Genomic DNA, 23,106 nt, shown 5'->3' with positions numbered 1-23,106 from the left:
GGCAACGCCGAGTGGCGGGCAGGCGACGTACCGCCCTCCGGGCGGGTACCGGGACGTGACCAGGAACGAACCGGTCGGCGCGGCGGTCAGAAGACCGACAGTCCCGTCAGGGTGGTGAACCGGTCCAGCGCCGCCACTCCCGCCACCGAGTTGCCCCGCTCGTCCAGCCCCGGACTCCATACGCACAGCCCGCAGCGGCCCGGTACGACGGCGATGATGCCGCCGCCCACACCGCTCTTGCCGGGCAGGCCGACGCGGTAGGCGAACTCGCCCGCCGCGTCGTACGTCCCGCAGGTGAGCATGACCGCGTTGACCTGTTTCGCCTGGCTGCGCGTCAGCAGGCGGGTGCCGTCGGCCCGGACGCCGTGGCGGGCCAGGAAGGTGGTCGCGAGGGCCAGGTCGGCGCAGGAGGCGGTGAGGGAGCACTGCCGGAAGTACTGGTCGAGGAGGGCCGGTACGGGGTTGTCGATGTTGCCGTACGAGGCCATGAAGTGGGCGAGGGCCGCGTTGCGGTCCCCATGGGCCGTTTCGGAGGCGGCGATCTCCACGTCGAAGTCCAGGTCCGGGTTGCCGCTCTCCGACCGCAGGAAGGCGAGCAGTTCGCCGGCCGCGTCGCCCGTCCGGGTGTGGAGGCGGTCGGTGACGACGAGGGCACCCGCGTTGATGAACGGGTTGCGCGGGATGCCGCTCTCGTACTCCAGCTGGACCAGGGAGTTGAAGGGGTTGCCTGAGGGCTCCCGGCCCACGTGCTCCCAGAGGGCGTCACCCTCGCGAGCCAGGTCGAGGGCGAGGGTGAACACCTTGGTGATGGACTGCGTGGAGAACGGCTCGCGCCAGTCCCCCACGCCGTACACCGTGCCGTCCGGTTCCGCGACGGCCATGCCGAAGCGGCGCGGGTCGACGGCCGCGAGCGCCGGGATGTAGTCGGCGGGCCGGCCGCGGCCCGGGGTCCGCTCGATCTCCTCGGCGATGCGTTCCAGCACCGCCTGGTAGGTGGGCGATCCCATCAGCCGAGGGGTCCGCCGCTGCCCGCGAGCACCTCGGGCCGCAGCAGTTCCCGGAGCCGGTCGGCGGGCAGCAGGCCCTTCTCCTGGACGAGTTCGGCGACACCTCGGCCGGTGGCGAGGGCTTCCTTGGCGATGTCGGTGGCCGCCGAGTAGCCGATGTAGGGGTTGAGGGCGGTCACCAGACCGATGGAGTTCTCCACGCTCGCGCGCAGCGCCTCGGTGTTCGCGGTGATCCCGTCCACGCACCGCTCGGCGAGCGTCAGACAGGCGGCCCGCAGATGGGTGAGGGACTCCGACAGCGAGTGCAGGATGATCGGCTCGAAGGCGTTCAGCTGGAGCTGACCGGCCTCGGCGGCCATCGTGATGGTGACGTCGTTGCCGATCACCTCGAAGGCGACCTGGTTGACCACCTCGGGAATCACCGGGTTCACCTTGCCCGGCATGATCGACGAACCCGCCTGCACCGGCGGCAGGTTGATCTCGTTCAGCCCCGCCCGCGGCCCCGACGACAACAGCCGCAGATCATTGCAGCTCTTGGAGAGCTTCACCGCGATGCGCTTGAGCACCCCCGACATCTGCACGAACGCACCGCAGTCCTGCGTCGCCTCCACCAGATTGGCCGCCGTCACCAGCGGCAGCCCCGTGATGTCCGCGAGATGCCGGCGCGCCGACTCGGCATACCCGGCCGGGGCGTTGAGGCCCGTGCCGATGGCCGTGGCACCCAGGTTGATCTCATGGACCAGTTCCACGGCCTCCGCCAGACGGGACCGGTCCTCGTCCAGCATCACCGCGTACGACGAGAACTCCTGGCCCAGCGTCATGGGCACCGCGTCCTGCAACTGCGTACGGCCCATCTTCAGCACATCACGGAACTCCACCGCCTTACGGGCGAAGGAATCCTGGAGCACCGCCATCGCACGGAGCAGCTCCCGCACCGCGAAGACGGTCGCGACCTTCACAGCGGTCGGGTACACGTCGTTCGTCGACTGGCCGAGATTGACGTCCTCGTTCGGGTGCAGGAACTCGTACTGCCCCTTGGCGTGGCCCAGCAGCTCCAGCGCCCGGTTGGCGACAACCTCGTTGGCGTTCATGTTCGTCGACGTGCCCGCACCACCCTGGATGACGTCCACGACGAACTGATCATGCAGCCTGCCGCCACGGACCTCCCGGCACGCCCCGACGATCGCGGCGGCCTTCCCCGCCTCCAACAGACCGAGTTCCTCGTTCGCGAGGGCGGCGGCCTCCTTCACCGCGGCCAGCGCCTCGATCAGATGCGGGTACGCCGAGATCGGCATACCGGTGATCGGGAAGTTCTCCGTCGCGCGCAGAGTGTGCACACCCCAGTACGCATCGGCGGGAACGTCACGGTCACCGAGCAGGTCGTGCTCGCTGCGGGTGGTAGCGGCGGTCATGGAGGGTGGGCCTTTCCTGGTGCTGTGCGGGTGGGTGGGTGGTGGTGGGCGGGGGCGTGTTGTCGGGTGCGGGTCCGGTGGGGGCTCTCGCGCAGTTCCCCGCGCCCTTGAAAGAACAGGAAGGCTCGGGGCGCAGCCCCGGCTTTTCAGGGGCGCGGGGAACTGCGCGAGAAGCCCCACCGGGCCGGCAGTCGACAACCCGCCCGACGGTCAGGGCAATCGCGGCATCGGATCCAGCGCCCGCACCACACCGACCCGCCCGACCTCCCGTCCGCCTCCGAGCAGCGCCTCGCCCGAGAACGCGGCGAGAGCCTCGGGGGCGACCCCGGCCCGCACGAGCGCGGCGGCCGTCACCGGCACCCGCGCCCGGTTCGCGCCGTCGGCGATCTTCACGGCGACGGCCCGGCCGTCCGGGAGGGCTGTGACCTGGACGCCCTCGAAGCCGTCCTTGGTGAGCAGTCCGGGCACGGCCCGCATCAGCTCGGCCACATCGCGCCCGGCGCCGGACGCCATCTCGGCGTGCGCGCGCATGGCGTCGGCGACCGTGCGCTCGGGGGTGCCCTCGGCGGCGGTGGTGATCCTGGAGAGAGCGCGGGCCAGGCCGTGCAGGGAGACGGAGAAGAGGGGGGCACCGCAGCCGTCGACGGTCACCCGGGCGACGGCCTGCCCGGTGAGGTCCTCGACGATCTCCGCGATGGCCTGCTGCAAGGGGTGGGCCGGGTCGAGGTAGTCGTCGAACGACCAGCCGTTGAGCCGGCAGGTGTAGAGCATGGCCGCGTGCTTGCCGGAACAGTTCTGCGCGAGACGGGAGGGCTGCCTCCCCTCGCGTATCCACTGGTCCCGGACCGCCGGGTCGAAGGGCATGTCGGGGACGTTGCGCAGGTCGTCCTCGCTCGCCCCGGCCAGCTGGAGGATCTGCCGGGCTCCGGCGAGGTGGCGTTCCTCGCCGGAGTGGCTGGCCGCCGTGAGGGACAGCAGTGCGCCGTCCAGCGGCAGTCCGGCGCGCAGCATCGCCACGGCCTGGACCGGCTTGAGAGCCGACCGGGGGTAGAACGCCGCCTCGATGTCGCCGAGTTGGAGTTCCACCTCCCCGCCGGCTCCCAGCACCACGACGGAGCCGTAGTGGATGCCCTCGATGACACCTCCGCGTACGAGGTGGGCGACGGGGGCGTGGAGCGGTTCCCGGATCGCGGGGGCCGCGGCCACCGGAGCCGCAGGGATCGCCGCGGCGCCGGTGGTCGTGGGGTCGTACGTCACTGCGTGGATCACTTCTTCACTCCGGCCGACTGCTGGGCGACCCGGCGACGGACGCCGAACCACCCCGCGATCAGCGCCAGCACTATGAGGGGGAGGCACAGCACGGTCGTGCGGCCCGCGCCGCCGTCCGCGTACATCAGGACGAGGACCGAGCCCAGGAAGAACAGGGTGACCAGTTCGGTCCACGGGGAGCCCGGCAGCCGGTAGCTCGGCCGGGTCAGCTCGCCCTTCTCGGTCTTCTGCCAGAACACCAGGTGACAGATCATGATCATGCCCCAGGTGCAGATGATGCCGATCGCGGCGAAGTTGAGCACGATCTCGAACGCGTCGGCCGGGACCACGAAGTTCAGTCCGACACCGAGCACGCAGATGCCGCTGGTGAGCAGGATGCCGCCGTAGGGCACCTGGTTGCGGCTCATCACGCCGGTGAACTTCGGGGCGGAGCCCGCCATCGCCATCGAGCGCAGGATGCGTCCGGTGGAGTACAGGCCCGAGTTGAGCGAGGACATGGCCGCGGTCATCACGACCAGGTTCATGATGCCGCCGGCCGCTGGGATGCCGATGTTGGAGAGCACCGTGACGAAGGGACTCTCGCCGGCCTTGTACGAGGACCAGGGCAGCAGCATCGCAAGCAGCAGGACGGAGCCGACGTAGAAGAGGCCGACGCGCCACATGATCGAGTTGATCGCCTTCGGCATGATCTTCTCGGGGTTCTCGGTCTCGCCCGCGGCGACGCCGACCAGTTCGACGGAGGCGTAGGCGAAGACGACGCCCTGGATGATCAGCAGCATGGGCAGCAGGCCGTTGGGGAAGATGCCGCCGTTGTCGGTGATCAGGGACGGGCCGGGAGTATGACCGTCGACCGGCTGCTGGGTGACCAGCAGGAAGATGCCGATCAGCATGAAGGTCACGAGCGCGCCGACCTTGATGATCGCGAACCAGAACTCCAGTTCGCCGAACATCTTCACCGAGATCAGGTTCACGGCCAGGACGACCCCGAGCGCGATGAGCGCGATCACCCACTGGGGGATGTCGGAGAACATGCCCCAGTAGTGGGTGTAGAGGGCGACCGCGGTGATGTCGGCGATGCCGGTGGTGGCCCAGTTCAGGAAGTACATCCAGCCGGCCGTGTACGCGCCCTTCTCACCGAGGAACTCCCGGGCGTAGGACACGAAGGCGCCGGAGGACGGCCGGTACAGGACCAGTTCGCCGAGGGCGCGGACGACGAGGAAGGCGAAGACTCCGCAGACCGCGTAGGCGATGAAGAGGGACGGCCCGGCGTCGGCGAGCCGGCCTCCGGCGCCGAGGAACAGGCCGGTGCCGATCGCTCCGCCGATGGCGATCATGTTGACGTGGCGGGACTTCAGGGACTTGCTGTAGCCGGCGTCTCCGGCGTCGACGTGCGCCGGGGACGTCCTGGTCTGCACGACGTCTTTGTCGAGGGACTGCTCGCTCACGCCTCGGGTCCGCCTTCCGTGGAACTCTCCGTGCGCGGGGAACGCACGATGTCGGTGAGGGTGGTCTCGACGCGGTCGAGGTGGTGGGACATGGCCTCCACCGCGTCGTGTTCGGAACCGTCGATCAGCGCCTCGACGATGGCCCGGTGTTCACGGTTGGACTGCTCGCGCCGGCCGCCCAGCTCGTTGAGGAAGGCCGACTGGCGGGCCAGTGCGTCCCGGATCTCCTCGATCACCCGGCGGAACACCGGGTTCTGGGCGGCCTCGGCCACGGCCAGGTGGAAGAGGGAGTCCATCGCGACCCAGGCGGTGGTGTCGGTCTCCCGCTCCATCCGGTCCAGGAGATGGGCCAGATGGTCCAGGTTCTCCGGGGTGCGGCGCACCGCCGCGTACCCGGCGACCGGGATCTCCACGTGGCGGCGCACCTCCAGCAGGTCGCTGGCCGTGAAGTCGCCGAAGGTGGGGTCCTCGACGGCGTTCGCGATCACGAAGGTGCCCTTGCCGGTGCGGGACTGGGTCAGTCCCATCACCTGCAGCGCGCGGAGCGCCTCGCGGAGCACCGGACGGCTCACTTCGAGCTGTCGGCACAGCTCCGCCTCCGAGGGGAGCTTGTCCCCGATGGCGTACTTGCCGCGCTCGATGGCGTCGCGGAGGTGGGTGAGCACCGCTTCCATGGCGCTGACGCGCCGGGGTGCCGAGCCACCTGTCTGGCTGTCTGACAGGTTCACGGGGGTGATCCTGCGGGTGACGGGAGGGGGCTGTCAAGAGGTCGGGGATTCGATCTTCGAGCTGGTCAGCTCAGCCCGCCCGCGCCGAGCAGCCCGAGGAGGAGCACGCCGACGACGATCCGGTAGGCGACGAACACGTTGAAGGAATGCCGGGTCACGAACTTCAGCAGCCAGGCGACGGAGGCGTACGCGACCGCGAACGAGACGGCGGTTCCGGCGATCAGCGGGGCCGCGCCCACCCCCGCGCCGAGGGCGTCCTTCAACTCGTAGAGCCCGGCGCCGGTCAGGGCCGGTATGCCGAGGAAGAACGAGAGCCGGGTGGCCGCGACCCGGTCGAGGTCGAGCAGCAGCGCGGTGGACATGGTGGCGCCGGAGCGGGAGAAACCCGGGAAGAGCAAAGCGAGGATCTGCGAACCGCCGACGAGCATCGCGTCCCGGAACCGGGTGTCCTCCTCCGCGCGCCGGCGCCGGCCCACCTGTTCCGCGACCCACATCACACCGCTGCCGACGATCAGCGAACCGGCCACCACCCACAGCGAGGCGAGCGGCCCCTCGATGAGCGACCGGGCGGCGAGCCCCACGAGGACGATCGGGACCGTCGCGGCGATCACCCACCACGCGAACCGGTAGTCACGCTCCTGCCGCTCCCCCGCGTGGAGGATTCCGCGGAACCAGGCGGCACAGATCCGCACGATGTCCTTGCGGAAGTAGACGAGCACCGCGGCGATCGCACCGACCTGGATCACCGCGGAGAACCCGACGACGGCCTTGTCGTCGACCTGGATCCCCATGAGTCCTTCGGTGATCTTCAGATGGCCGGTGGAGGACACCGGGAGGAACTCCGTGACGCCCTCCACCGCTCCGAGGACGACGGCCTGACCGACGCTGATGGTGCTCATGGGGTCCAGTTCTGCTCGGCGAGGGCATGCCTGACGGGCGCATGGCTGAGGTGCGACCGGCCACGGCTCACGGCGACCGTGATCGCGCCGGGGAGGCAGTCGTACTACAGCCGGGTAAGGGCCGTGCTCAGAGCCAGAGGGCCCGCGCCACCGTCAGCCCCACGAAGACGGCGCCCAGGCCCGCCGCCACGCTCGCGACCGCGTTGGCGACGGCGAGCGGACGGGCGCCGTCCTGGGCCAGCCGCAGGGTCTCGTACGAGAAGGTCGAGTACGTGGTGAGCGCCCCGCACAGCCCGGTGCCGAGCAGAAGCTGCAGATGGGAGCCGACGGCGCCGGCCGCGACGGCACCGGTGAGGGTGCCGAGGACCAGGGACCCGGTGACGTTGACGGCGAACGTCCCCCAGGGGAAGCCGGTGGCGTGCCGCGCCTGGACGGCACGGTCGGTGAGGTAGCGCAGGGGCGCGCCGACCATGCCGCCGACGATGACGAGCACCCAGTTCACGACGACCTCTTACCTTTCTCGCGCAGGGGCAGGGTCGGGAGCAGGCGCCGCGCCGTCGCCGCCGCGAGCCAGACCGCCGCGAGGGCGGCGAGAAGGGTCGCGGCGAGGTAGGCGAGGGCGGTGCCGGGCCGGCCCTCCTCCATCAGGCGCTGGATGTCGACGGCGTACGTCGAGAAGGTGGTGAAGCCGCCGAGGACTCCGGTGCCGAAGAAGGGCCGGACCAGCCGGTGTACGGGTCGTCCCTCCGTGATCACGACCATGAAGAGGCCGATCACGCAGCAGCCGGCGACGTTCACCCAGAACGTGGTCCAGGGGAAGCCGGCCGCCGCCGTGGGCCACAGGAGAGAGGCGCCGTAGCGTGCCGCGGCGCCGATACCGCCGCCGGCCGCCACGACCGCGACCACGGGCGCCTGCCCGTGCCAGCGGGCGGGCCGGGGCGGATCGGCCACGGGGGCGTCGGGGGACAGCGCGGGTACGGTCGCGCCCGGCACAGGGGCTTCGGGTTCGGGGTGGGGGGCCGGCATGGCTGTGCGTCTCTCCTACTCGCCGGGGCCCGGCGTCCGCCGGGCGTGCTCCGTCGCAAGCAGGGACCGTTGTCGGCACCGGTGCCGCGGTTCGGGTACGGCGGGCCCCACCGCCGCGCCGCGAGGGATCGCGGCCGGTCGTCAGCGTAACGCGGCCGTGCTGCGCCGCGCACCCGGCCGGTGCCCGGGCACACCCCGGGGTGCGACGTTCCTCCCCGGGCCGTGCCGTCAGGCGGCCGGGCCGCACCCCAGGGCCCCGGGTTAGGTTGGCCGTCACCGACCAGGGAGACCGCCGTGCCCGCCCGCCCCCGCCTGCTGTACGTCACCGACCTCTCCTATCCGGCCCGCGGGCGGCGCTACGGCGACGAGGACGTCTTCCTCACCTCCCGGCTGCGCGCGGAGTTCGACCTCGCCCTGTGCCATCCGCTGGACGCCGCGGCCCTGCTGGACGGCTTCGACGCGGTCGTGGTCCGCAACAGCGGGCCGGTCCTGCACCACCGGGAGGCGTACGACGCGTTCCGCACGCGGGCGCGGGCGCTGGGCACCCCCGTCTACAACCCGCTGACCGGCCGGGCCGACATGGCCGGCAAGCAGTACCTGGTGGACCTGACGGAGGCCGGGTACCCGGTCATCCCCACCGTCGACAGGCCCGAGGACCTGGGACGGCTGCCCGCGGCCGACGCCTACGCGGTGAAGCCGAGGGCCGGCGCCGACTCCATCGGCCTGCGCTTCGTGACCGGTGCCGAACTGGCGGACCTGACCTGGGGCGACGACCTGGTCCAGCCCCGCGTCGATTTCCGTCACGAGGTGTCCTTCTACTACGTCGACGACACCTTCCAGTACGCCCTCTACGCGCCGGACCCCGCCCGGCGCTGGGTCCTGGAGCCCTGTGCGGCCTCGGCGGCCGACCTCGCCTTCGCCCGGCGGTTCATCGACTGGAACACCCTCGACCACGGCATCCAGCGAGTGGACGCCTGCCGCACCCGGGACGGCGACCTGCTCCTGGTCGAGCTGGAGGACCTCAACCCGTACCTCTCCCTGGACCGGGTGCCGGAGCCGGTCCGGGACGGCTTCGTGACCGCCCTGACCGACTCGCTGCACGCCTTCCTGCGGACCGCGGGCGGCTGAACGTCCGAAGGGCCGCACGCCGGCACGTGCGGCCCCGAACTCAGCGGCGGTGTCCTACCGGTGGCCGAACCAGGCCATCGCCGGGAGCGCCCTGTCGTCGTACCCGAACAGGGCCTGGTTCTCCCAGCCGTTCCCGGAGGCCGCGTCCGTCGGGTCCCATCCGTTGCCCGCGACGGCGGTCCACGTCGACTCCCAGTAGAAGATGCCGAGGCCACGGCCGTTCGGGACGGCCTCGACGATGCTGGCGACGTCCTTCATCCAGCGGGTCTGGCCGGCGGTCGTGGCGGGGTAGCCGGCGACCAGCTCGCTCGGCACGTCGATGATGTTCTCGTGCGTGTCCTTGCTGTCCAGCCGGAACGGGTAGGCGGTCTCGGCCAGGTACACCGGCTTGCCGTACCGGGAGGCGGCGTCGTCCAGCGTGGTCTGGAAGTCCGCGAGCGTGCCGTGCCAGTAGCCATAGTACGACAGCCCGATGACGTCGAACCTGACGCCGTTGGACACGGCGTTGTCGAACCACCAGCGGGTGCCCGACAGGTCGCCGCCCTTGGCGAGGTGCAGCGCCACGCGGGTGCCGGAGCCGACCGCCTTGACCGCGTCGTAGCCGGAGTTGAGCAGTCCGGCGAGCTGCGGCCAGTTGGAGGTGGATCCGGCGGACCACAGCATGCCGCCGTTGATCTCGTTGCCCACCTGGACCATGTCGGCGGTGGTGCCCTGGGACTTCAGGGCGTTGAGGACGTCGTAGGTGTGGGTGTAGACGTCCGCCTTCAACTGGCTGTAGCTGTGCCCGGCCCACGCGGACGGAACGGTCTGGGCGCCGGGGTCGGCCCAGGTGTCCGAGTAGTGGAAGTCGACCAGCAGCTTCATGCCCTGCGCCTTGACGCGCTTGGCGGCGGCCAGCACGCGCGCCTTGTTGTTGTAGCCGTCGGCCGGGTTCACCCAGACCTTGACGCGGGCGTAGTTCTGACCGGCGTTCTTCAGGACGGCGAGCGCGTCGCCGGTGGCGCCGGAGGCGTTCTTGTAGACGCCGCCCTTGGCCTCGCTCTTGAGGAGGGAGGACACGTCGGAGCCCTTGACGGCCAGGCCGGTCGAACCGGGGGTGAAGGTCAGGTCGTCGACGTTGAGCCAGTTGCCCGCGGCCGCGTCGGAGGTGACGCTGATGGTGCACTGGTTGTTCGTCACCGCGATCGAGGTGACGATCCGGATCCAGCCGCTCGCGGAGACCGGGATGTCGGTGCGCTGTTCGGCACTGCCGCAGTTCCTCAGCGCGAGGTACGCGGAGTTCTGGCCGCCGCCGGAACGCACCCAGGCGGTGAGCTTGTAGGTGCCGTTGGTCAGGCCGGACAGGTACTGGTAGGTCTCCACCTTGTAGGCCGAGGCCGACCAGTGGCTGAGGCGGTGACTGCCGCCGTGGCCACCGTACTCGGTGAAGGAGGCGGAGTTCTGCCCGGCGGCCGAGTACGTCGACCAGCCGGCCGGCGTCGCGGTTCCGGTGCCGTCGGACTCGAAGCCCCCGTTGGTGAGGGTGGAGGCCGCGGCTGCCGGTCCGGCGGGCAGGGTGGTCAGCGCCAGACCTGCGAACAGCGGTATGAGCAGGGCCCTGAGGGCGCGTCTCGCGTGGAACATCGTCGTCCCTTCGACGAAGGTGGGGACCTGGCTGCACGGTGCCGCGGCGGCGCCGCACCCGAAGGCCGTGGGCGCGACGCCGCCGGTACCGGCCGGAAGTCCCCAGAGATCCGGCCGGTGTTCGGGGGGGTGGCGGGTGCCGGTTCGTACGCCGTGATCAGGCGTCGAGGCGTACGACCCTGACGCCGCCCGCGGGGACGGCGAGACGGCCCGCCGCGCGTTCGCCGGTGAGGAGTTCGGTGCCCTCGGCGTCGAGCGGCACCTTCGCGTCGGTCGCGGTGTGGTTGATCGCGAACAGGAAGGCGCCCGACTCGCCCGCGCGGCGCACCACTTCGACGTCGCGTGGCAGGTCGCCGCGGGGCGCGAGGCCCGCGTCGTCGGCGGCCCAGCCGAGCAGCGCGTCCAGACCGTGCGCGTCGAGGCGGGTCGACACGTACCAGGCGGAGCCCTCGCCGAGCCGGTGCCGGGTGACGGCGGGCCGTCCGGCGGTGAGGCCGTCGGCGTAGGTCCACACCGGTTCGGCGCCGCGCGGCACCACGAACTCCGTCCACACGTCGCCGGTCAGCTCGGAGCCGTCGGGGCCGGTGAGCCGTACGCTCTCCCCTGCCTGCAGCGGCGAGAACTCCTCGACGGTCAGGCCGAGCACGTCCCGCAGGGCGCCCGGGTAGGGGCCCTCGTGGACGGCGTCGTGCTCGTCGACGATTCCCGAGAAGCAGGAGACGACGAGGGTGCCACCGTTCTCGACGTACTCCTTGAGGTTGTTCCCGGCCGCTTCGGTCGTCAGGTACAGCGCGGGGACGACGACCAGCGGGTAGGCCGACAGGTCGGCCTCGGGGTGGGCGAAGTCGACCGTGAGGTGGCGGTCGTAGAGGGCCGCGTAGAAGGCGTCCGCGCGCTCACGGGCGTCGTGGTCCTCGCTGGGGCGCCAGGCGAGGTTCTGCGCCCACCAGGAGTGCCAGTCCCACAGGACGGCCACGTCGGCGACGGTCCGGCTGCCGCGGACCTGGCTCAGCGAGTCCAGGGACGCGCCCAGTTCGACGACCTCGCGCCACACCCGCGACTCGGTGCCGGCCTGCGGGAGCATCGCCGAGTGGAACTTCTCGGCGCCGCGCCGGGACTGCCGCCACTGGAAGAACATGGCGCCGTCGGAGCCGCGCGCCACATGGGCGAGCGAGTTGCGGGCCATCTGGCCGGGGGCCTTGGCGGGGTTGCGGGCCTGCCAGTTGACGCCCGAGGTGGAGTGTTCCAGGAGCAGCCAGGGGGCGCCGGCGCCCACCGAGCGCGTGAGGTCGGCGGCCATCGCGAGGTTGACGTGGGTGCGGCGGCCGTCGGTGATCAGGTAGTGGTCGTTGGTCACGAGGTCGACCTCGCGGCCCCAGGCCCAGTAGTCCATGGAGTCGCACTGGCTGAGCGCGGCCATGAAGTTGGTGGTGACCGGGATGCCGGGGGCGAGGCGGTGCAGGATGTCCCGCTCGGCGACGAAGTTCTCGCGGACGGTCTCGTCGGCGAACCGCTTGTAGTCGAGTGCCTGCCCCGGGTTGCCGACGGTGGGGGTGGTGCGCGGCGGGTTGATCTGCGCGAAGTCGGTGTAGTGCTGACCCCAGAAGGCCGTGCCCCAGGCTTCGTTGACCGCCTCGACGTCACCGTACACACGCTCCAGCCAGCGGCGGAAGTGCGCGGCGCAGGAGTCGCAGTAGCAGGCGGAGACGGGGACGCCGTACTCGTTGTGCACGTGCCACAGGGCGAGCGCCGGGTGGTCGGCGTAGCGCTCGGCGAGCCTGGTGGTGATGGTCGCGGCGGCGGCGCGGTAGTCGGCGTTGCTGTGGCAGATGGCGCCCCGGGAGCCGAACTCGTAGCGGGTGCCGTCGGCGGTCACGGGCAGCGCCTCGGGGTGCTCGCGGTAGAACCAGACGGGCGGGACGACGGTGGGGGTGCCGAGGTCGACGCGGATGCCGTTCTCGTGGAGCAGGTCGAGCAGCCGGTCGAGCCAGCCGAAGTCGTAGATGCCGCGCGAGGTCTCCAGCAGGGCCCAGGAGAAGATCCCGACGCTCACCATCGTGACGCCGGCCTCGCGCATCAGCCGGACGTCCTCCTGCCAGACGGTTTCCGGCCACTGCTCGGGGTTGTAGTCGCCACCGAAGGCGAGCCTGGTGAGGCCCGTGGGGGTGGTCTCCGGCATGGATCTCTCCCGTTTGAGTTGATCATTTGGGAACGTGCACACACAGATTCGGCGATGCAAGCCCAACATAACCGCACAGCTACAACCATTGACAAGTGTCCGGGATGTTTCTCTACTGTGAACGCTCACAGAAGCATGGCACGGTCCTCGCGGCAGACGAGGGCCCAGGTCAGGGGAGAACGATCCATGTCCGACATCACGAAGCACGGGCGCTTTGTGGCCACCGCCGTCGCCGTCGCGCTCGGCGCCACCACCCTCGCCGCCTGCGGCGGGTCCGGCGACGACGGCGAGACCCAGGCGGGGCCCGCCGAGCTGACGTACTGGACCTGGACGCCGGGGATGGACAAGGTCGTCGACCTGTGGAACAAGGGTCCCGGCAAGAAGCAGCAGATCACCGTCACGGTGAAGAAGCAGGCCTCCGGCGACACCCTGGTCACCAAGATCCTCACCGCGCACAAGGCAGGCAAGGGTCCCGACCTGGTGCAGGCCGAGTACCAGGCGCTGCCGACGCTGGTCAGCAACGACGCGGTCGCCGACATAGCCGAGGAGTCCGGCGCGGCGAAGGCCAAGTTCGCCGACGGCGTCTGGCAGCAGACCACTCTGGGCTCGGACGCCGTGTACGCGATCCCGCAGGACATCGGGCCGATGATGTTCTACTACCGCGAGGACCTCTTCAAGAAGTACGGCCTCGAAGTGCCCAAGACCTGGGACGAGTTCGCCGAGACCGCCCGGAAGCTGAAGAAGGAGGACGCGGACGTCGACCTCACCACCTTTTCGGCGAACGACTCCGGCCTCTTCGCCGGCCTCGCCCAGCAGGCGGGCGCGAAGTGGTGGACCACCGAGGGCCAGAAGTGGAAGGTCGGCATCGACGACGCGGCGACGAAGCGGGTCGCCGACTTCTGGGGCGGCCTCGTGAAGGAGGGCGCCGTCGACAACCAGCCGATGTACACCCCGGCCTGGAACAAGGCCCTCAACACCGGCAAGCAGATCGCCTGGGTCAGCGCCGTGTGGGCGCCGGGCACCCTGACCACCGCCGCGCCGGACACGAAGGGCAAGTGGAAGGTGGCGCCGCTGCCGCAGTGGTCGGCGTCCGAGAACACCACCGGCAGCTGGGGCGGCTCCTCGACGGCCGTCACGACGGACTCGAAGAACAAGGGTGCCGCCGCGAAGTTCGCCACCTGGCTGAACACGGACCCCGACGCGCTGACCGCACTGGCGAAGGAGGGCGGCATCTACCCGGCCGCCACCACCGCCCAGACCAGTGACGCCTTCACCCGGCCGCCGGCCTTCTTCTCGAACCAGGCCGACTTCTACACCGTCGCCTCCGGGATCGCGAAGACGACCGCGCCCTCCGCGTGGGGCCCGAACGTGAACGTCGCGTACACCACCTTCAAGGACGCGTTCGGCGCCGCCGCGAAGAACAAGTCGGACTTCGGGGCCGCCCTGAGGACGATGCAGGACGACACGGTCGCCGACATGAAGAAGCAGGGCTTCGAGGTCGCGGAGTGACGACGGCACGCCGGAGGCCGTACGGGGTCAAGGGGGCCCCGTACGCCCACCCGTCACCCACCACCACCCTCAAACGAGCGCGAAGCGCCCCCTACTTTTTCCTCCTCCCCGCCACGGTGTTGTTCACCCTGTTCTTCGCGCTCCCCATCGGCTACGCGCTCTGGCTCAGCCTGCACAAGGTGCAGGTCAAGGGGCTGGGTCTCGGCTCGGGCGCGCGCAGCGAGGTGTGGGCGGGCATCGAGAACTACACGGACGCGCTGACCGACTCCGAGCTGCTGGACGGCGCGCTGCGCGTCCTCGGCTACGGCGCGATCGTGGTCCCGGTCATGCTCGGTCTGGCGCTGGTCCTCGCCCTGATGCTGGACAGCGACAAGGTCCGCCTCGCCCCCTTCACCCGGCTGGCGATCTTCCTGCCGTACGCCGTCCCGGGCGTCGTCGCCGCCCTGCTCTGGGGCTTCCTCTACCTCCCCGACGTCAGCCCCTTCTACTTCGTACTGGAGAGGCTGGGTCTCCCCCAGCCGGACCTGCTGGACGGCGGCGGGCTGTACGCGGCGCTGTCGAACATCGCGATCTGGGGCGGCACCGGCTTCAACATGATCGTCATCTACACCTCGCTGCAGGCGATCCCGGCCGAGGTGTACGAGGCGGCGAAGCTCGACGGCGCCACCCCGCTGCAGATCGCCCTGCGGATCAAGATCCCGATGGTGGCGCCCTCGCTGGTGCTGACCTTCTTCTTCTCGATCATCGCCACGCTCCAGGTGTTCAGCGAGCCCACCACCCTCAAGCCGCTCACCAACTCCGTGTCCACGACGTGGAGTCCGCTGATGAAGGTGTACCGGGACGCGTTCGGCGAGGGTGACATCCACTCGGCCGCGGCCGGCGCGGTGATCATCGCCGTGGCCACCCTGGTCCTCTCCTTCGGCTTCCTGAGAGCCGCGAACTCCCGTAACAGGCAGGAGGCAGCACGATGAGTTCTCTTGCCGTCCGCGAGGCCGCTCCGGCGGCCGGCACGACCCCCGGCGCCGCCCGGAGGCCACCGCTGCGCCGCCGGATCGCGCTCGTCCCGACGCTCACCCTGCTGCTGGGCGCCGTCTACTGTCTGCTGCCCGTCGTCTGGGTGCTGATCGCGGCCACCAAGTCGGGCAGCGAACTGTTCTCCACCTTCACCTTCCTGCCGGGCACCGGCTTCGCCGGCAACCTGTCCGATCTGAACGCCTACCGCGACGGCATCTACTGGCAGTGGATGGGCAACTCCGCCCTCTACGCCGGTGCCGGCGCCCTGCTGTCGACAGCCGTCTCCGCGATCAGCGGGTACGCGCTGGCGATCTACCGCTTCCGGGGTCGCGAGGCCGTCTTCAACGTCCTGATGGCGGGCGTGCTGATGCCCCCGGTGATCCTGGCGATCCCGCAGTACCTGCTGATGGCGAAGGCGGACCTGGCGGACAGCTACTGGTCGGTGCTGCTGCCGCTGGTCCTCTCCCCGTACGGCGTGTACCTGTCCCGGATCTACGCCGCCGCGGCCGTCCCCTCCGACGTGGTCGAGGCGGGCAGGATGGACGGGGCGGGCGAGTGGCGGATCTTCACCCGGGTCGCGCTGCCGATGATGGTGCCGGGCCTGGTGACGGTCTTCCTGTTCCAGTTCGTGGCGGTCTGGAACAACTTCCTGCTGCCGTACATCATGCTCAGCGACGACGAGAAGTTCCCGATCACGCTGGGCCTGTTCACCCTCCTCGAACAGGGCGCGAACACCCCGGCGCTCTACACCCTGGTGATCACGGGCGCCCTGCTCGCGGTGATCCCGCTGATCGCGCTCTTCCTGGTCGTCCAGCGCTTCTGGAGCCTCGATCTGCTCTCGGGAGCCGTAAAGTCATGACCATGAGCAACACCGGGGGCAGGCGCAGGGCTCCGACCATTCACGATGTGGCGCGCGAGGCGGGAGTCTCCCGGGGGACGGTCTCGCGCGTGCTCAACGGTGGTCACTACGTCAGCCCCGCAGCGGCCGAGGCGGTCGACGCCGCCATCCGGAAGACGGGTTATGTCGTGAACCGGCACGCCCGCTCGCTGATCACGGGCCGCTCCGACTCGATCGGTTTCCTGCTGACGGAACCGCAGGAGAAGCTGTTCGAGGACCCCAACTTCAACGTGCTGCTGCGCGGTTGCACCCAGGCGCTGGCCGCGCACGACATCCCCCTGCTGCTGATGGTGGCCGGCACGGCCGACGAGCGGCGCCGGATCACGCGCTACATCACCGCCGGCCACGTCGACGGGGTGCTGCTGGTGTCCAGTCACTCCGGCAACCCGGTCGCCCAGGAACTGCGCGAGGCGGGGATCCCCCTGGTGCAGTGCGGCAAGCCGATGGCTCCCGGCTCCAAGGTGAGCTACGTGGCCGCCGACGACCGGGACGGCGCCCGGGACATGGTGCGCCACCTGCTGTCGCTGGGCCGTCGCCGCGTCGGTGTCGTGACCGGGCCGCTGGACACCCCCGGCGGTGTCGACCGTCTCGCCGGGTACAAGGAGGTCCTCGGGGAGGCGGGCATCGGGATCGACGAGCGGCTGATCGTCTCCGGTGACTACAGCCGGGCCAGCGGCGAGGCGGGCACCGACCGGCTGCTGGAGCGGGCCCCCGACCTGGACGCCGTGTTCGTGGCCTCCGACCTGATGGCGCAGGGCGCCCTGGCGGCGCTGCGCCGGGCGGGCCGCCGGGTCCCCGAGGACGTGGCCGTGGGCGGTTTCGACGACTCGGCGGCCGCGACGGAGGCGGTCCCGGCCCTCACCACCATCCGCCAGCCCTACGACCGCATCAGCAACGAGATGGTGCGGGTGCTGCTGGCCCAGATCGGCGGCGAGGACCCGGCGGCGGTGATCCTCCCGACGGAACTGGTGCGGCGGGAGTCGACGTAGGACGCGGCTGCGGCCCCGGGGAGCGGGTCCGGGCCGCACGGCCGTCCGGGTTCCGGGCTCAGTGGTGCACGGGCTGCCGGTCCGGTGCCGGTGTCTCCTCCGTGACCCGGGTCCCCGGATGCCGCAGCGCGCACAGGAAGCCGACGCCGAGCGCGATGGCCATCCCGTAGAACACCCACTGGTTGGCCTCGGCGAAGTCCATGCGGATGGCGTCCGCCGAGTCCCGCACCACCGTGCCGACGGGGCCGTCGCCGCTCGGCGCCTGGCTGTCCGGGTTGCCGGTGACCGACTCGGCGATGTCCCGGGCCACGTCCCGCGCGGTGTCGTCCGGCACCCCCTTCGAGGTCAGGGTCTCCACGACGTTGTCGGTGGTGAGGTGCGTGAGGATCGTGCCGTACACCGCGAGGCCCACGGCCGCCGCGTAGTTGCGGACGGTCTGGGTGATCCCCGTGACCTCGCCGTAGGAGGCGTTGAGGGACCGGTTCACCGCGTCGGTCGAGGCGGGCGCGAGCAGGAAACCGATGCCGGCGCCGGCGAGGGCGACGTAGGGCCACTGGTCGTGCATCGAGAGGTCCGTCAGTTTGTTCGCCCACAGGGCGAAGCCGACCGCGCCGAGGGCAGTGCCCAGTTTCAGCGCGGGCCGGGCGCCGCGCTTGTCGAGGATCCGGCCGCCCCACTGGGAGGCGATGGCGAAGCCGATGAAGAAGTACAGCAGGAACAGGGCGGCCTGGTTGGGCGAGGCGCTGAGCGAGACCTGCGCGTACACCGAGGCGAAGAAGAACAGCGGCACGAAGGCGAGCATCGAGAAGAACAGGACGGCCGCGTCGACGCTGAACGCCTTGTCGCGGAAGACGTGGAGCTTGACGAGCGGTTCGTCGACGCGCAGTTCGTAGGCGCAGAACAGCACCAGGACCGCGAGTCCGCCGATGATGCAGGCCCAGGTGGCGAAGCTGCTCCAGCCCCAGGCGGACGCCTGCTGCAGACCGAGCACGCTCAGCCCCATGCCGACGGCGACGAGCACGGCGCCGGGTACGTCGAGGCGTTCCCGGCGGACCTGGTGCGGGATGCGGGCAAGGGCGGTCAGGACGAGCGCGACGATCGCGACGGGCACATTGACCCAGAAGATGGCCCGCCAGGTCCAGCCGGTGAGCCAGCCGCCGAGCAGCGGACCGAGCGCGGTGAGCGCGCCGGAGAGCCCGAAGAACAGGGCGAGCGCCCGGCCGCGTCTGTCGACCGGGAAGACGGCGACGACCACGGCGAGCGCGGCGGGGAACATCAGCGCGGCGCCCAGGCCCTGTGTGGCGCGGAAGGCGATCAGCCAGCCCAGCGCGAAGCTGTCGTCGGGTACGCAGCCGCAGAGCACGGAGGAGACGACGAAGAGCAGGGTGCCGACGACCGCCATCCGGCGGTGCCCGAGGATGTCGGCGAGCCGGCCGCCGAGCGCGAAGAACGCGGCCAGGGAGAGCAGATAGGCGTTGACCACCCACTGCATGCCCGACGAGGAGAGACCCAGTTCGTCGACGATGCTGGGGGCGGCGATGGCGACGATCGTCTGGTCGATGAACGTCATCGACACGGCGAACATCATCGCGGCGAGAGCGAGGGTCTGGTGGGGCGCGGCGGAGCCGGCGGCGGCCGGCCCGGGCCCGGAACGTTCCGTTGTGTCGGCCATGGGCAGAATTTTCCCTTGATCCGCCGCCGTGCGCATGCTCACGGCGGCGGCGCCCGGTAACGGCCCGAACCCCTTGGTCATCACCCGAACGGCCGTCCGAAGATCGGCAGCCCACCGGGATCGGAACGCCGACTTGGGGGTACTCGGCGCGCACCGGTCCCGGATCCGGTTGGACACTGGAGTGCGGCCGGGGTGTGCCGGCGGACGAGACCAGGACGCGACTGCCATGAACAGCGACAGTAATTTCGGGGGCGCGGAGCACGTCGTCTCCAGCCATTCCGTCTTCGGGGCCCCCTGCTGGGTGACCCTCACCAGCCGGGACCTGCCGGCCACGGAGGACTTCTACGCCGCCGTACTGGGCTGGCGATGGCGTACGGCCAAACTGGGCGACCACTTCAGGATCGCGCTGGCGGGCGGGGTGCCGGTCGCCGGGATCGCCGGGGTGGCGTCCCTGTGGCAGATGGCGGTGGCCTGGACCCCCTACTTCGCGGTGTCCGACGCGGACGCGGCGGCGTCCCGGGCCCGGGAGCGCGGCGGCACGGTCGCCGTCGGCCCTCTCTCCTTCCCGCCCGGCCGGGCGGCCCTGCTGGCCGACCGGCACGGTGCCTCCTTCGGGATCTGGGAGGGTGCCCTGTTCACCGACTGGGAGACCTGGCGCAAGGCCGCGCCGTCCTTCATCCGGCTGCACACCCGGGACGCCTTCGACGCCGCGATCTTCTACGGCGAGGTCCTGGAGTGGGCCACCGAGAAGCCCGGCTGCTGCGAGGTCCACTACGAGGGCAACGAGGTGGTCCTGCGCAGCGAGGGCGAGGCCGTCGCCCGGATCACCTCCGGCGCGCTGGAGGCCGCGCCGGACCCCACGATCCGCCCGCACTGGCAGGTGCACTTCTCCGTCTCCGACGTGGCGGCCTGCGTCGAGGCCGCCGAACACCACGGCGGCACGATCCTGGCGCAGGACGCGGACGAGGCGGTGCTGCGCGACCCGGACGGGGCCCAGTTCACGATCACGTCGCGCACCAGGCGCTGACCGTCACCGGGCCCCGGCGCGGGTCAGGTGTCCCGGCAGGGCCGTGACAGCAGGACCAGGCCGCGGGCGTCGACGGTGATCTCCGCGTCCGCCTTGTGCTCCGTCTCGTCGGGGACGCCGTCCGGCTCCGCGGCCGTGTCGAGCAGGCTCGTCCACCGCTCGCCGTACACGGGACCCGGCAGCCGGAACCGTCTCGGCTCCCAGTGGCTGTTGAGCAGCAGCAGGAAGGAGTCGTCGACGACCCGGCCGCCGTGGGGGTCGGGTTCGGCGATGGCGTCGCCGTTGAGGAAGACGGCCACGGCGTGCGCGTCGGAGCGGTCCCAGTCGGCGTCGGTCATCTCGGTGGCGTCCGGCAGCAGCCACACCAGGTCGGGCAGGGGCTGGTCCGCGCGGGTCGGGGTGTCGCCGCGGAAGAAGCGCCGGCGGCGCAGCACGGGGTGCGCGGCGCGCAGGGCGATGAGGTCGCGGGTGAACGCGAGGAGCGCGTCGCGTTCGGGGTCGGGCCGCCAGTCGAGCCAGGAGATCTCGTTGTCCTGGCAGTAGGCGTTGTTGTTGCCGAGCTGGGTGCGGCCCGACTCGTCGCCGTGGCCGATCATCGGGATGCCCTGGGAGAGCAGCAGCGTGGCCAGGAGGTTGCGCTGCTGACGGGCGCGCAGCGCGCGGACGCGGGGGTCGTCGGTGGGGCCTTCGACCCCGCAGTTCCAGGAGCGGTTGACGCTCTCGCCGTCCCGGCCTCCCTCGCCGTTGGCCTCGTTGTGCTTGTCGTCGTACGAGACCAGGTCGCGCAGGGTGAATCCGTCGTGCGCGGTGACGAAGTTGACGCTGGCGCGCGGGCGGCGGCGGCTGTGCTCGTACAGGTCGGCGGAGCCGGTCAGGCGGGAGGCGAACTCGCCGAGCGTGTGCGGACGTCCGCGCCAGAAGTCCCGTACGGCGTCCCGGTACTTGCCGTTCCACTCCGACCACAGCGGCGGGAAGTTGCCGACCTGGTAGCCGCCCTCGCCCACGTCCCAGGGTTCGGCGATGAGCTTGACGCGGCTGATCACGGGGTCCTGCTGGATGAGGTCGAAGAACGCCGAGAGCCGGTCCACCTCGTGGAACTGCCGGGCCAGGGTGGCCGCGAGGTCGAAGCGGAAGCCGTCGACGTGCATCTCGGTGACCCAGTACCGCAGCGAGTCCATGATCAGCTGCAGCACGTACGGGTGCCGCATCAGCAGGCTGTTGCCGGTGCCGGTGGTGTCGTAGTAGTGGCCCCAGTCGCCGTCCACGAGGCGGTAGTAGGAGGAGTTGTCGAGGCCGCGGAAGGAGAGGGTGGGGCCCTTCTCGTTGCCTTCGGCGGTGTGGTTGTAGACGACGTCGAGGATCACTTCGAGGCCGGCGGCGTGCAGTGCCTTGACCATCGACTTGAACTCGCCGACCTGCTGGCCCCGGGTGCCGTGGGCGGCGTAGGCGTTGTGCGGCGCGAAGAACCCGATGGTGTTGTAGCCCCAGTAGTTGGTGAGGCCGCGGTCCCGCAGGACGCCGTCCTGGACGAACTGGTGCACGGGCATCAGCTCGATCGCGGTCACCCCCAGCGAGGTGAGGTGCTCGACGACGGCGGGGTGGGCAAGTCCCGCGTAGGTGCCGCGCAGTTCGGGCGGCACGTCGGGGTGGGTGCGGGTGAGGCCGCGGACGTGCGCCTCGTAGACGACCGTGTCGGCGTAGGCCCGCCGGGGCGGACGGTCGTCCCCCCAGTCGAAGTACGGGTCGGTGACGACGCCGAGCATGGTGTGCCCGGCGCTGTCGGCTCCGGGCTCGTACAGGGAGGGGTGGTTGTCCGTCTCCCCGTCCACGGCACGGGTGTACGGGTCCAGCAGCAGCTTGGCCGGGTCGCAGCGGTGGCCGGCGGCGGGGTCCCAGGGGCCGTGCACGCGGTAGCCGTAGCGCTGTCCGGGCCCGATCCCGGGGAGGTGGCCGTGCCAGACGAACCCGTCGGCCTCGGTGAGCCGGACGGTGTCGTGGACACCGTCGTCGTCCACGAGGACCAGGTCGACGCGTTCCGCGACCTCGCTGAACAGCGCGAAGTTGGTGCCGGTGCCGTCGTAGGAGGCGCCCAGCGGACAGGGGTGCCCGCTCCACACGGGCACCCCTGTCCGGTCCGCTCGCAGCGTCACCGCGCGGCCTCGCAGGCGTCCGGCTCGTCGCCGGGAGCTCCGGCGAGCAGGGCGACCTGCGTCGCGCGGGGGACCTGAAGGACTTCGCGCAGGGCCGGCTCGGGCACGGTGGGCACCAGGCGGACGCTCTGGTCCACCGGTGCCCGCTGGGTGAACCAGATGACCGTGCTGCCGGTGGCCGTCGAGCAGCAGCCCCAGCCGTCGCTGAGCGCGGCGATCCGGGTCAGGCAGGGGCGCAGTTCGCGGTCCGGGCGCATCTCGCGGTCGTTCGCGCCGACCGCCGCGATGAGGTGCCGGCCGTTCCACCACATCTCGATCGAGGTGTTCTTGTCCGTCGCGTGGTCGTGGATCGCGCGCAGCAGCAGTTCGGTGTTGTGGCAGACGGTCCCGGACAAAGTCTCCAGGTCCCAGAACCGGAGGTGGGCGGCCAGGATGCGCCTGACCTGGCCGACCCGTTCCGGACCGACCTCCACGTCGAGGTGGTAGTAGCGAGGCACTGCGGTCTTCATCGTCGTTGGCTCCTCACCGGCGAAGCTCCCGCCCCATGAGCACGAAGCGTGAGCACCGATCACTTCTGAGTCAGCTCCAGAGTGGGAGTGCTACGCCATTCGTGCAACACGAGCGACCGCCGGGGTAGTTGAAGTGCCAACAAGACGCCCGGTGGCCACCTGTGCACCATGAGTGCAGGCATCGGCTCCGTGAGGCGCCGGTGCCCCTCCGTGCACGACCTCCCCAGGGAAGCGTGCTCCGTCGAGAGTGCCGGGAGGGACCAGCGCATGTTGCTGCCCGCCAAGAACGAGGTGGCGAGACATCTGCGGCGCTACCGCACCTGGGAACGCGCGATGCTCGCGTCCCCGACCGACCGTGCCGCCCGGGACAGTTTCGAGGACTCGGGCTACACGCTGTGCGTCCTGATGGGCAAGCGGTGTGCCCGCGAGGCCGTGACGGCCGCCGAGCGCTACCTCCAGACGAGCCTGCCCGCCTATCTCCAGGAGCAGAGCGGCCGGCCCCAGTCGGCCCAGAACGGCAGGACCCGTAAGGACCAGACCGGCAAGACCCGTTCCGTCCGACGCGGTCCGCCGTCCGGGCAGCGTTTCGCGTCAGGGCGGTAGGACCCGTTCCACACCCGTT

General features: G+C 70.8%; 20 protein-coding genes. 7 read left to right on the top strand and 13 right to left on the bottom strand.

Annotated elements, in window-relative coordinates:
• Window positions 1-86: 86 nt before the first annotated feature.
• The 8 genes from SCAB_RS39980 to crcB (SCAB_RS39945) all read right to left on the bottom strand — a co-directional run bounded on the left by SCAB_RS39980 (window position 87) and on the right by crcB (SCAB_RS39945) (window position 7,786).
• Window positions 87-1,007 (bottom strand): glutaminase, encoded by a 921-nt coding sequence (locus SCAB_RS39980; RefSeq protein WP_013005750.1) that lies wholly within the window; start codon window positions 1,005-1,007, stop codon window positions 87-89.
• A complete protein-coding gene (gene aspA, locus SCAB_RS39975; protein WP_013005749.1) occupies window positions 1,007-2,419 on the bottom strand; it encodes an aspartate ammonia-lyase in 1,413 nt (470 codons plus the stop codon). Before aspA ends, SCAB_RS39980 begins: the two co-directional genes overlap by 1 nt.
• 210 nt (window positions 2,420-2,629) lie before the next feature.
• Window positions 2,630-3,676, bottom strand: a complete 1,047-nt coding sequence (locus SCAB_RS39970) for an asparaginase (RefSeq protein WP_013005748.1) — start codon at window positions 3,674-3,676, stop codon at window positions 2,630-2,632.
• A gap of 8 nt (window positions 3,677-3,684) precedes the next feature.
• Window positions 3,685-5,133: an amino acid permease gene (locus SCAB_RS39965; protein WP_013005747.1), complete on the bottom strand. Its 1,449-nt coding sequence runs from the start codon at window positions 5,131-5,133 to the stop codon at window positions 3,685-3,687.
• Window positions 5,130-5,861, bottom strand: coding sequence for a FadR/GntR family transcriptional regulator (locus tag SCAB_RS39960; RefSeq protein WP_078580266.1), 732 nt, complete (start codon window positions 5,859-5,861; stop codon window positions 5,130-5,132). Before SCAB_RS39960 ends, SCAB_RS39965 begins: the two co-directional genes overlap by 4 nt.
• A 65-nt stretch (window positions 5,862-5,926) precedes the next feature.
• Complete coding sequence (locus SCAB_RS39955; protein ID WP_013005745.1) at window positions 5,927-6,760, bottom strand: undecaprenyl-diphosphate phosphatase; 834 nt, start codon at window positions 6,758-6,760, stop codon at window positions 5,927-5,929.
• A gap of 127 nt (window positions 6,761-6,887) precedes the next feature.
• Window positions 6,888-7,262 carry a fluoride efflux transporter CrcB gene (gene crcB, locus SCAB_RS39950; protein WP_013005744.1) on the bottom strand — a complete coding sequence of 125 codons (375 nt, stop codon included), beginning with the start codon at window positions 7,260-7,262 and terminating at the stop codon, window positions 6,888-6,890.
• On the bottom strand, window positions 7,259-7,786 hold the full coding sequence (crcB, locus tag SCAB_RS39945; protein WP_231885184.1) for a fluoride efflux transporter CrcB: 528 nt from the start codon (window positions 7,784-7,786) through the stop codon (window positions 7,259-7,261). Before crcB (SCAB_RS39945) ends, crcB (SCAB_RS39950) begins: the two co-directional genes overlap by 4 nt.
• Before the next feature lie 294 nt (window positions 7,787-8,080).
• On the opposite strand from crcB (SCAB_RS39945), the gene SCAB_RS39940 reads away from it, so the two are divergent.
• Window positions 8,081-8,914: an ATP-grasp domain-containing protein gene (locus tag SCAB_RS39940; protein ID WP_013005742.1), complete on the top strand. Its 834-nt coding sequence runs from the start codon at window positions 8,081-8,083 to the stop codon at window positions 8,912-8,914.
• Window positions 8,915-8,968: 54 nt separating this feature from the next.
• On the opposite strand, the gene SCAB_RS39935 is transcribed toward SCAB_RS39940, so the two are convergent.
• On the bottom strand, window positions 8,969-10,537 hold the full coding sequence (locus tag SCAB_RS39935; RefSeq protein ID WP_013005741.1) for a glycoside hydrolase family 53 protein: 1,569 nt from the start codon (window positions 10,535-10,537) through the stop codon (window positions 8,969-8,971).
• Between the two features lie 157 nt (window positions 10,538-10,694).
• Window positions 10,695-12,716: a beta-galactosidase gene (locus SCAB_RS39930; protein WP_013005740.1), complete on the bottom strand. Its 2,022-nt coding sequence runs from the start codon at window positions 12,714-12,716 to the stop codon at window positions 10,695-10,697.
• Window positions 12,717-12,902: 186 nt separating this feature from the next.
• On the opposite strand from SCAB_RS39930, the gene SCAB_RS39925 reads away from it, so the two are divergent.
• Genes SCAB_RS39925 through SCAB_RS39910 form a run of 4 tightly spaced genes read left to right on the top strand, consistent with a single transcriptional unit; the run spans window position 12,903 to window position 17,126 of the window.
• Window positions 12,903-14,225: an ABC transporter substrate-binding protein gene (locus tag SCAB_RS39925; RefSeq protein ID WP_013005739.1), complete on the top strand. Its 1,323-nt coding sequence runs from the start codon at window positions 12,903-12,905 to the stop codon at window positions 14,223-14,225.
• Window positions 14,222-15,196, top strand: coding sequence for a carbohydrate ABC transporter permease (locus SCAB_RS39920; protein WP_037728650.1), 975 nt, complete (start codon window positions 14,222-14,224; stop codon window positions 15,194-15,196). The genes SCAB_RS39925 and SCAB_RS39920 overlap by 4 nt, the downstream gene beginning before the upstream one ends.
• The gene (locus SCAB_RS39915; protein WP_013005737.1) at window positions 15,193-16,098 is read left to right on the top strand and encodes a carbohydrate ABC transporter permease; all 906 of its coding nucleotides are present in this window, start codon (window positions 15,193-15,195) and stop codon (window positions 16,096-16,098) included. Before SCAB_RS39920 ends, SCAB_RS39915 begins: the two co-directional genes overlap by 4 nt.
• Complete coding sequence (locus SCAB_RS39910; protein WP_013005736.1) at window positions 16,095-17,126, top strand: LacI family DNA-binding transcriptional regulator; 1,032 nt, start codon at window positions 16,095-16,097, stop codon at window positions 17,124-17,126. The genes SCAB_RS39915 and SCAB_RS39910 overlap by 4 nt, the downstream gene beginning before the upstream one ends.
• Before the next feature lie 58 nt (window positions 17,127-17,184).
• Here SCAB_RS39910 and SCAB_RS39905 read toward each other — a convergent pair whose 3' ends face one another.
• Complete coding sequence (locus SCAB_RS39905) at window positions 17,185-18,798, bottom strand: MFS transporter (RefSeq protein ID WP_013005735.1); 1,614 nt, start codon at window positions 18,796-18,798, stop codon at window positions 17,185-17,187.
• A 226-nt stretch (window positions 18,799-19,024) separates the two neighbouring features.
• Here SCAB_RS39905 and SCAB_RS39900 point away from each other — a divergent pair, with 226 nt between their 5' ends.
• Window positions 19,025-19,825 carry a VOC family protein gene (locus SCAB_RS39900; protein ID WP_013005734.1) on the top strand — a complete coding sequence of 267 codons (801 nt, stop codon included), beginning with the start codon at window positions 19,025-19,027 and terminating at the stop codon, window positions 19,823-19,825.
• Window positions 19,826-19,848: 23 nt separating this feature from the next.
• On the opposite strand, the gene glgX is transcribed toward SCAB_RS39900, so the two are convergent.
• Entirely contained in the window at window positions 19,849-21,975 is a 2,127-nt protein-coding gene (gene glgX, locus SCAB_RS39895; RefSeq protein WP_086022913.1) for a glycogen debranching protein GlgX, read from the bottom strand.
• A complete protein-coding gene (locus SCAB_RS39890; RefSeq protein ID WP_013005732.1) occupies window positions 21,972-22,484 on the bottom strand; it encodes a hypothetical protein in 513 nt (170 codons plus the stop codon). The genes glgX and SCAB_RS39890 overlap by 4 nt, the downstream gene beginning before the upstream one ends.
• A 267-nt stretch (window positions 22,485-22,751) precedes the next feature.
• On the opposite strand from SCAB_RS39890, the gene SCAB_RS39885 reads away from it, so the two are divergent.
• Complete coding sequence (locus SCAB_RS39885) at window positions 22,752-23,087, top strand: DUF5133 domain-containing protein (protein WP_013005731.1); 336 nt, start codon at window positions 22,752-22,754, stop codon at window positions 23,085-23,087.
• Window positions 23,088-23,106 lie beyond the last annotated feature (19 nt).

This window comes from Streptomyces scabiei 87.22, from assembly GCF_000091305.1.
GTDB classification, from domain to species: domain Bacteria; phylum Actinomycetota; class Actinomycetes; order Streptomycetales; family Streptomycetaceae; genus Streptomyces; species Streptomyces scabiei.
This window is presented reverse-complemented; position numbering and strand designations above follow the sequence as displayed.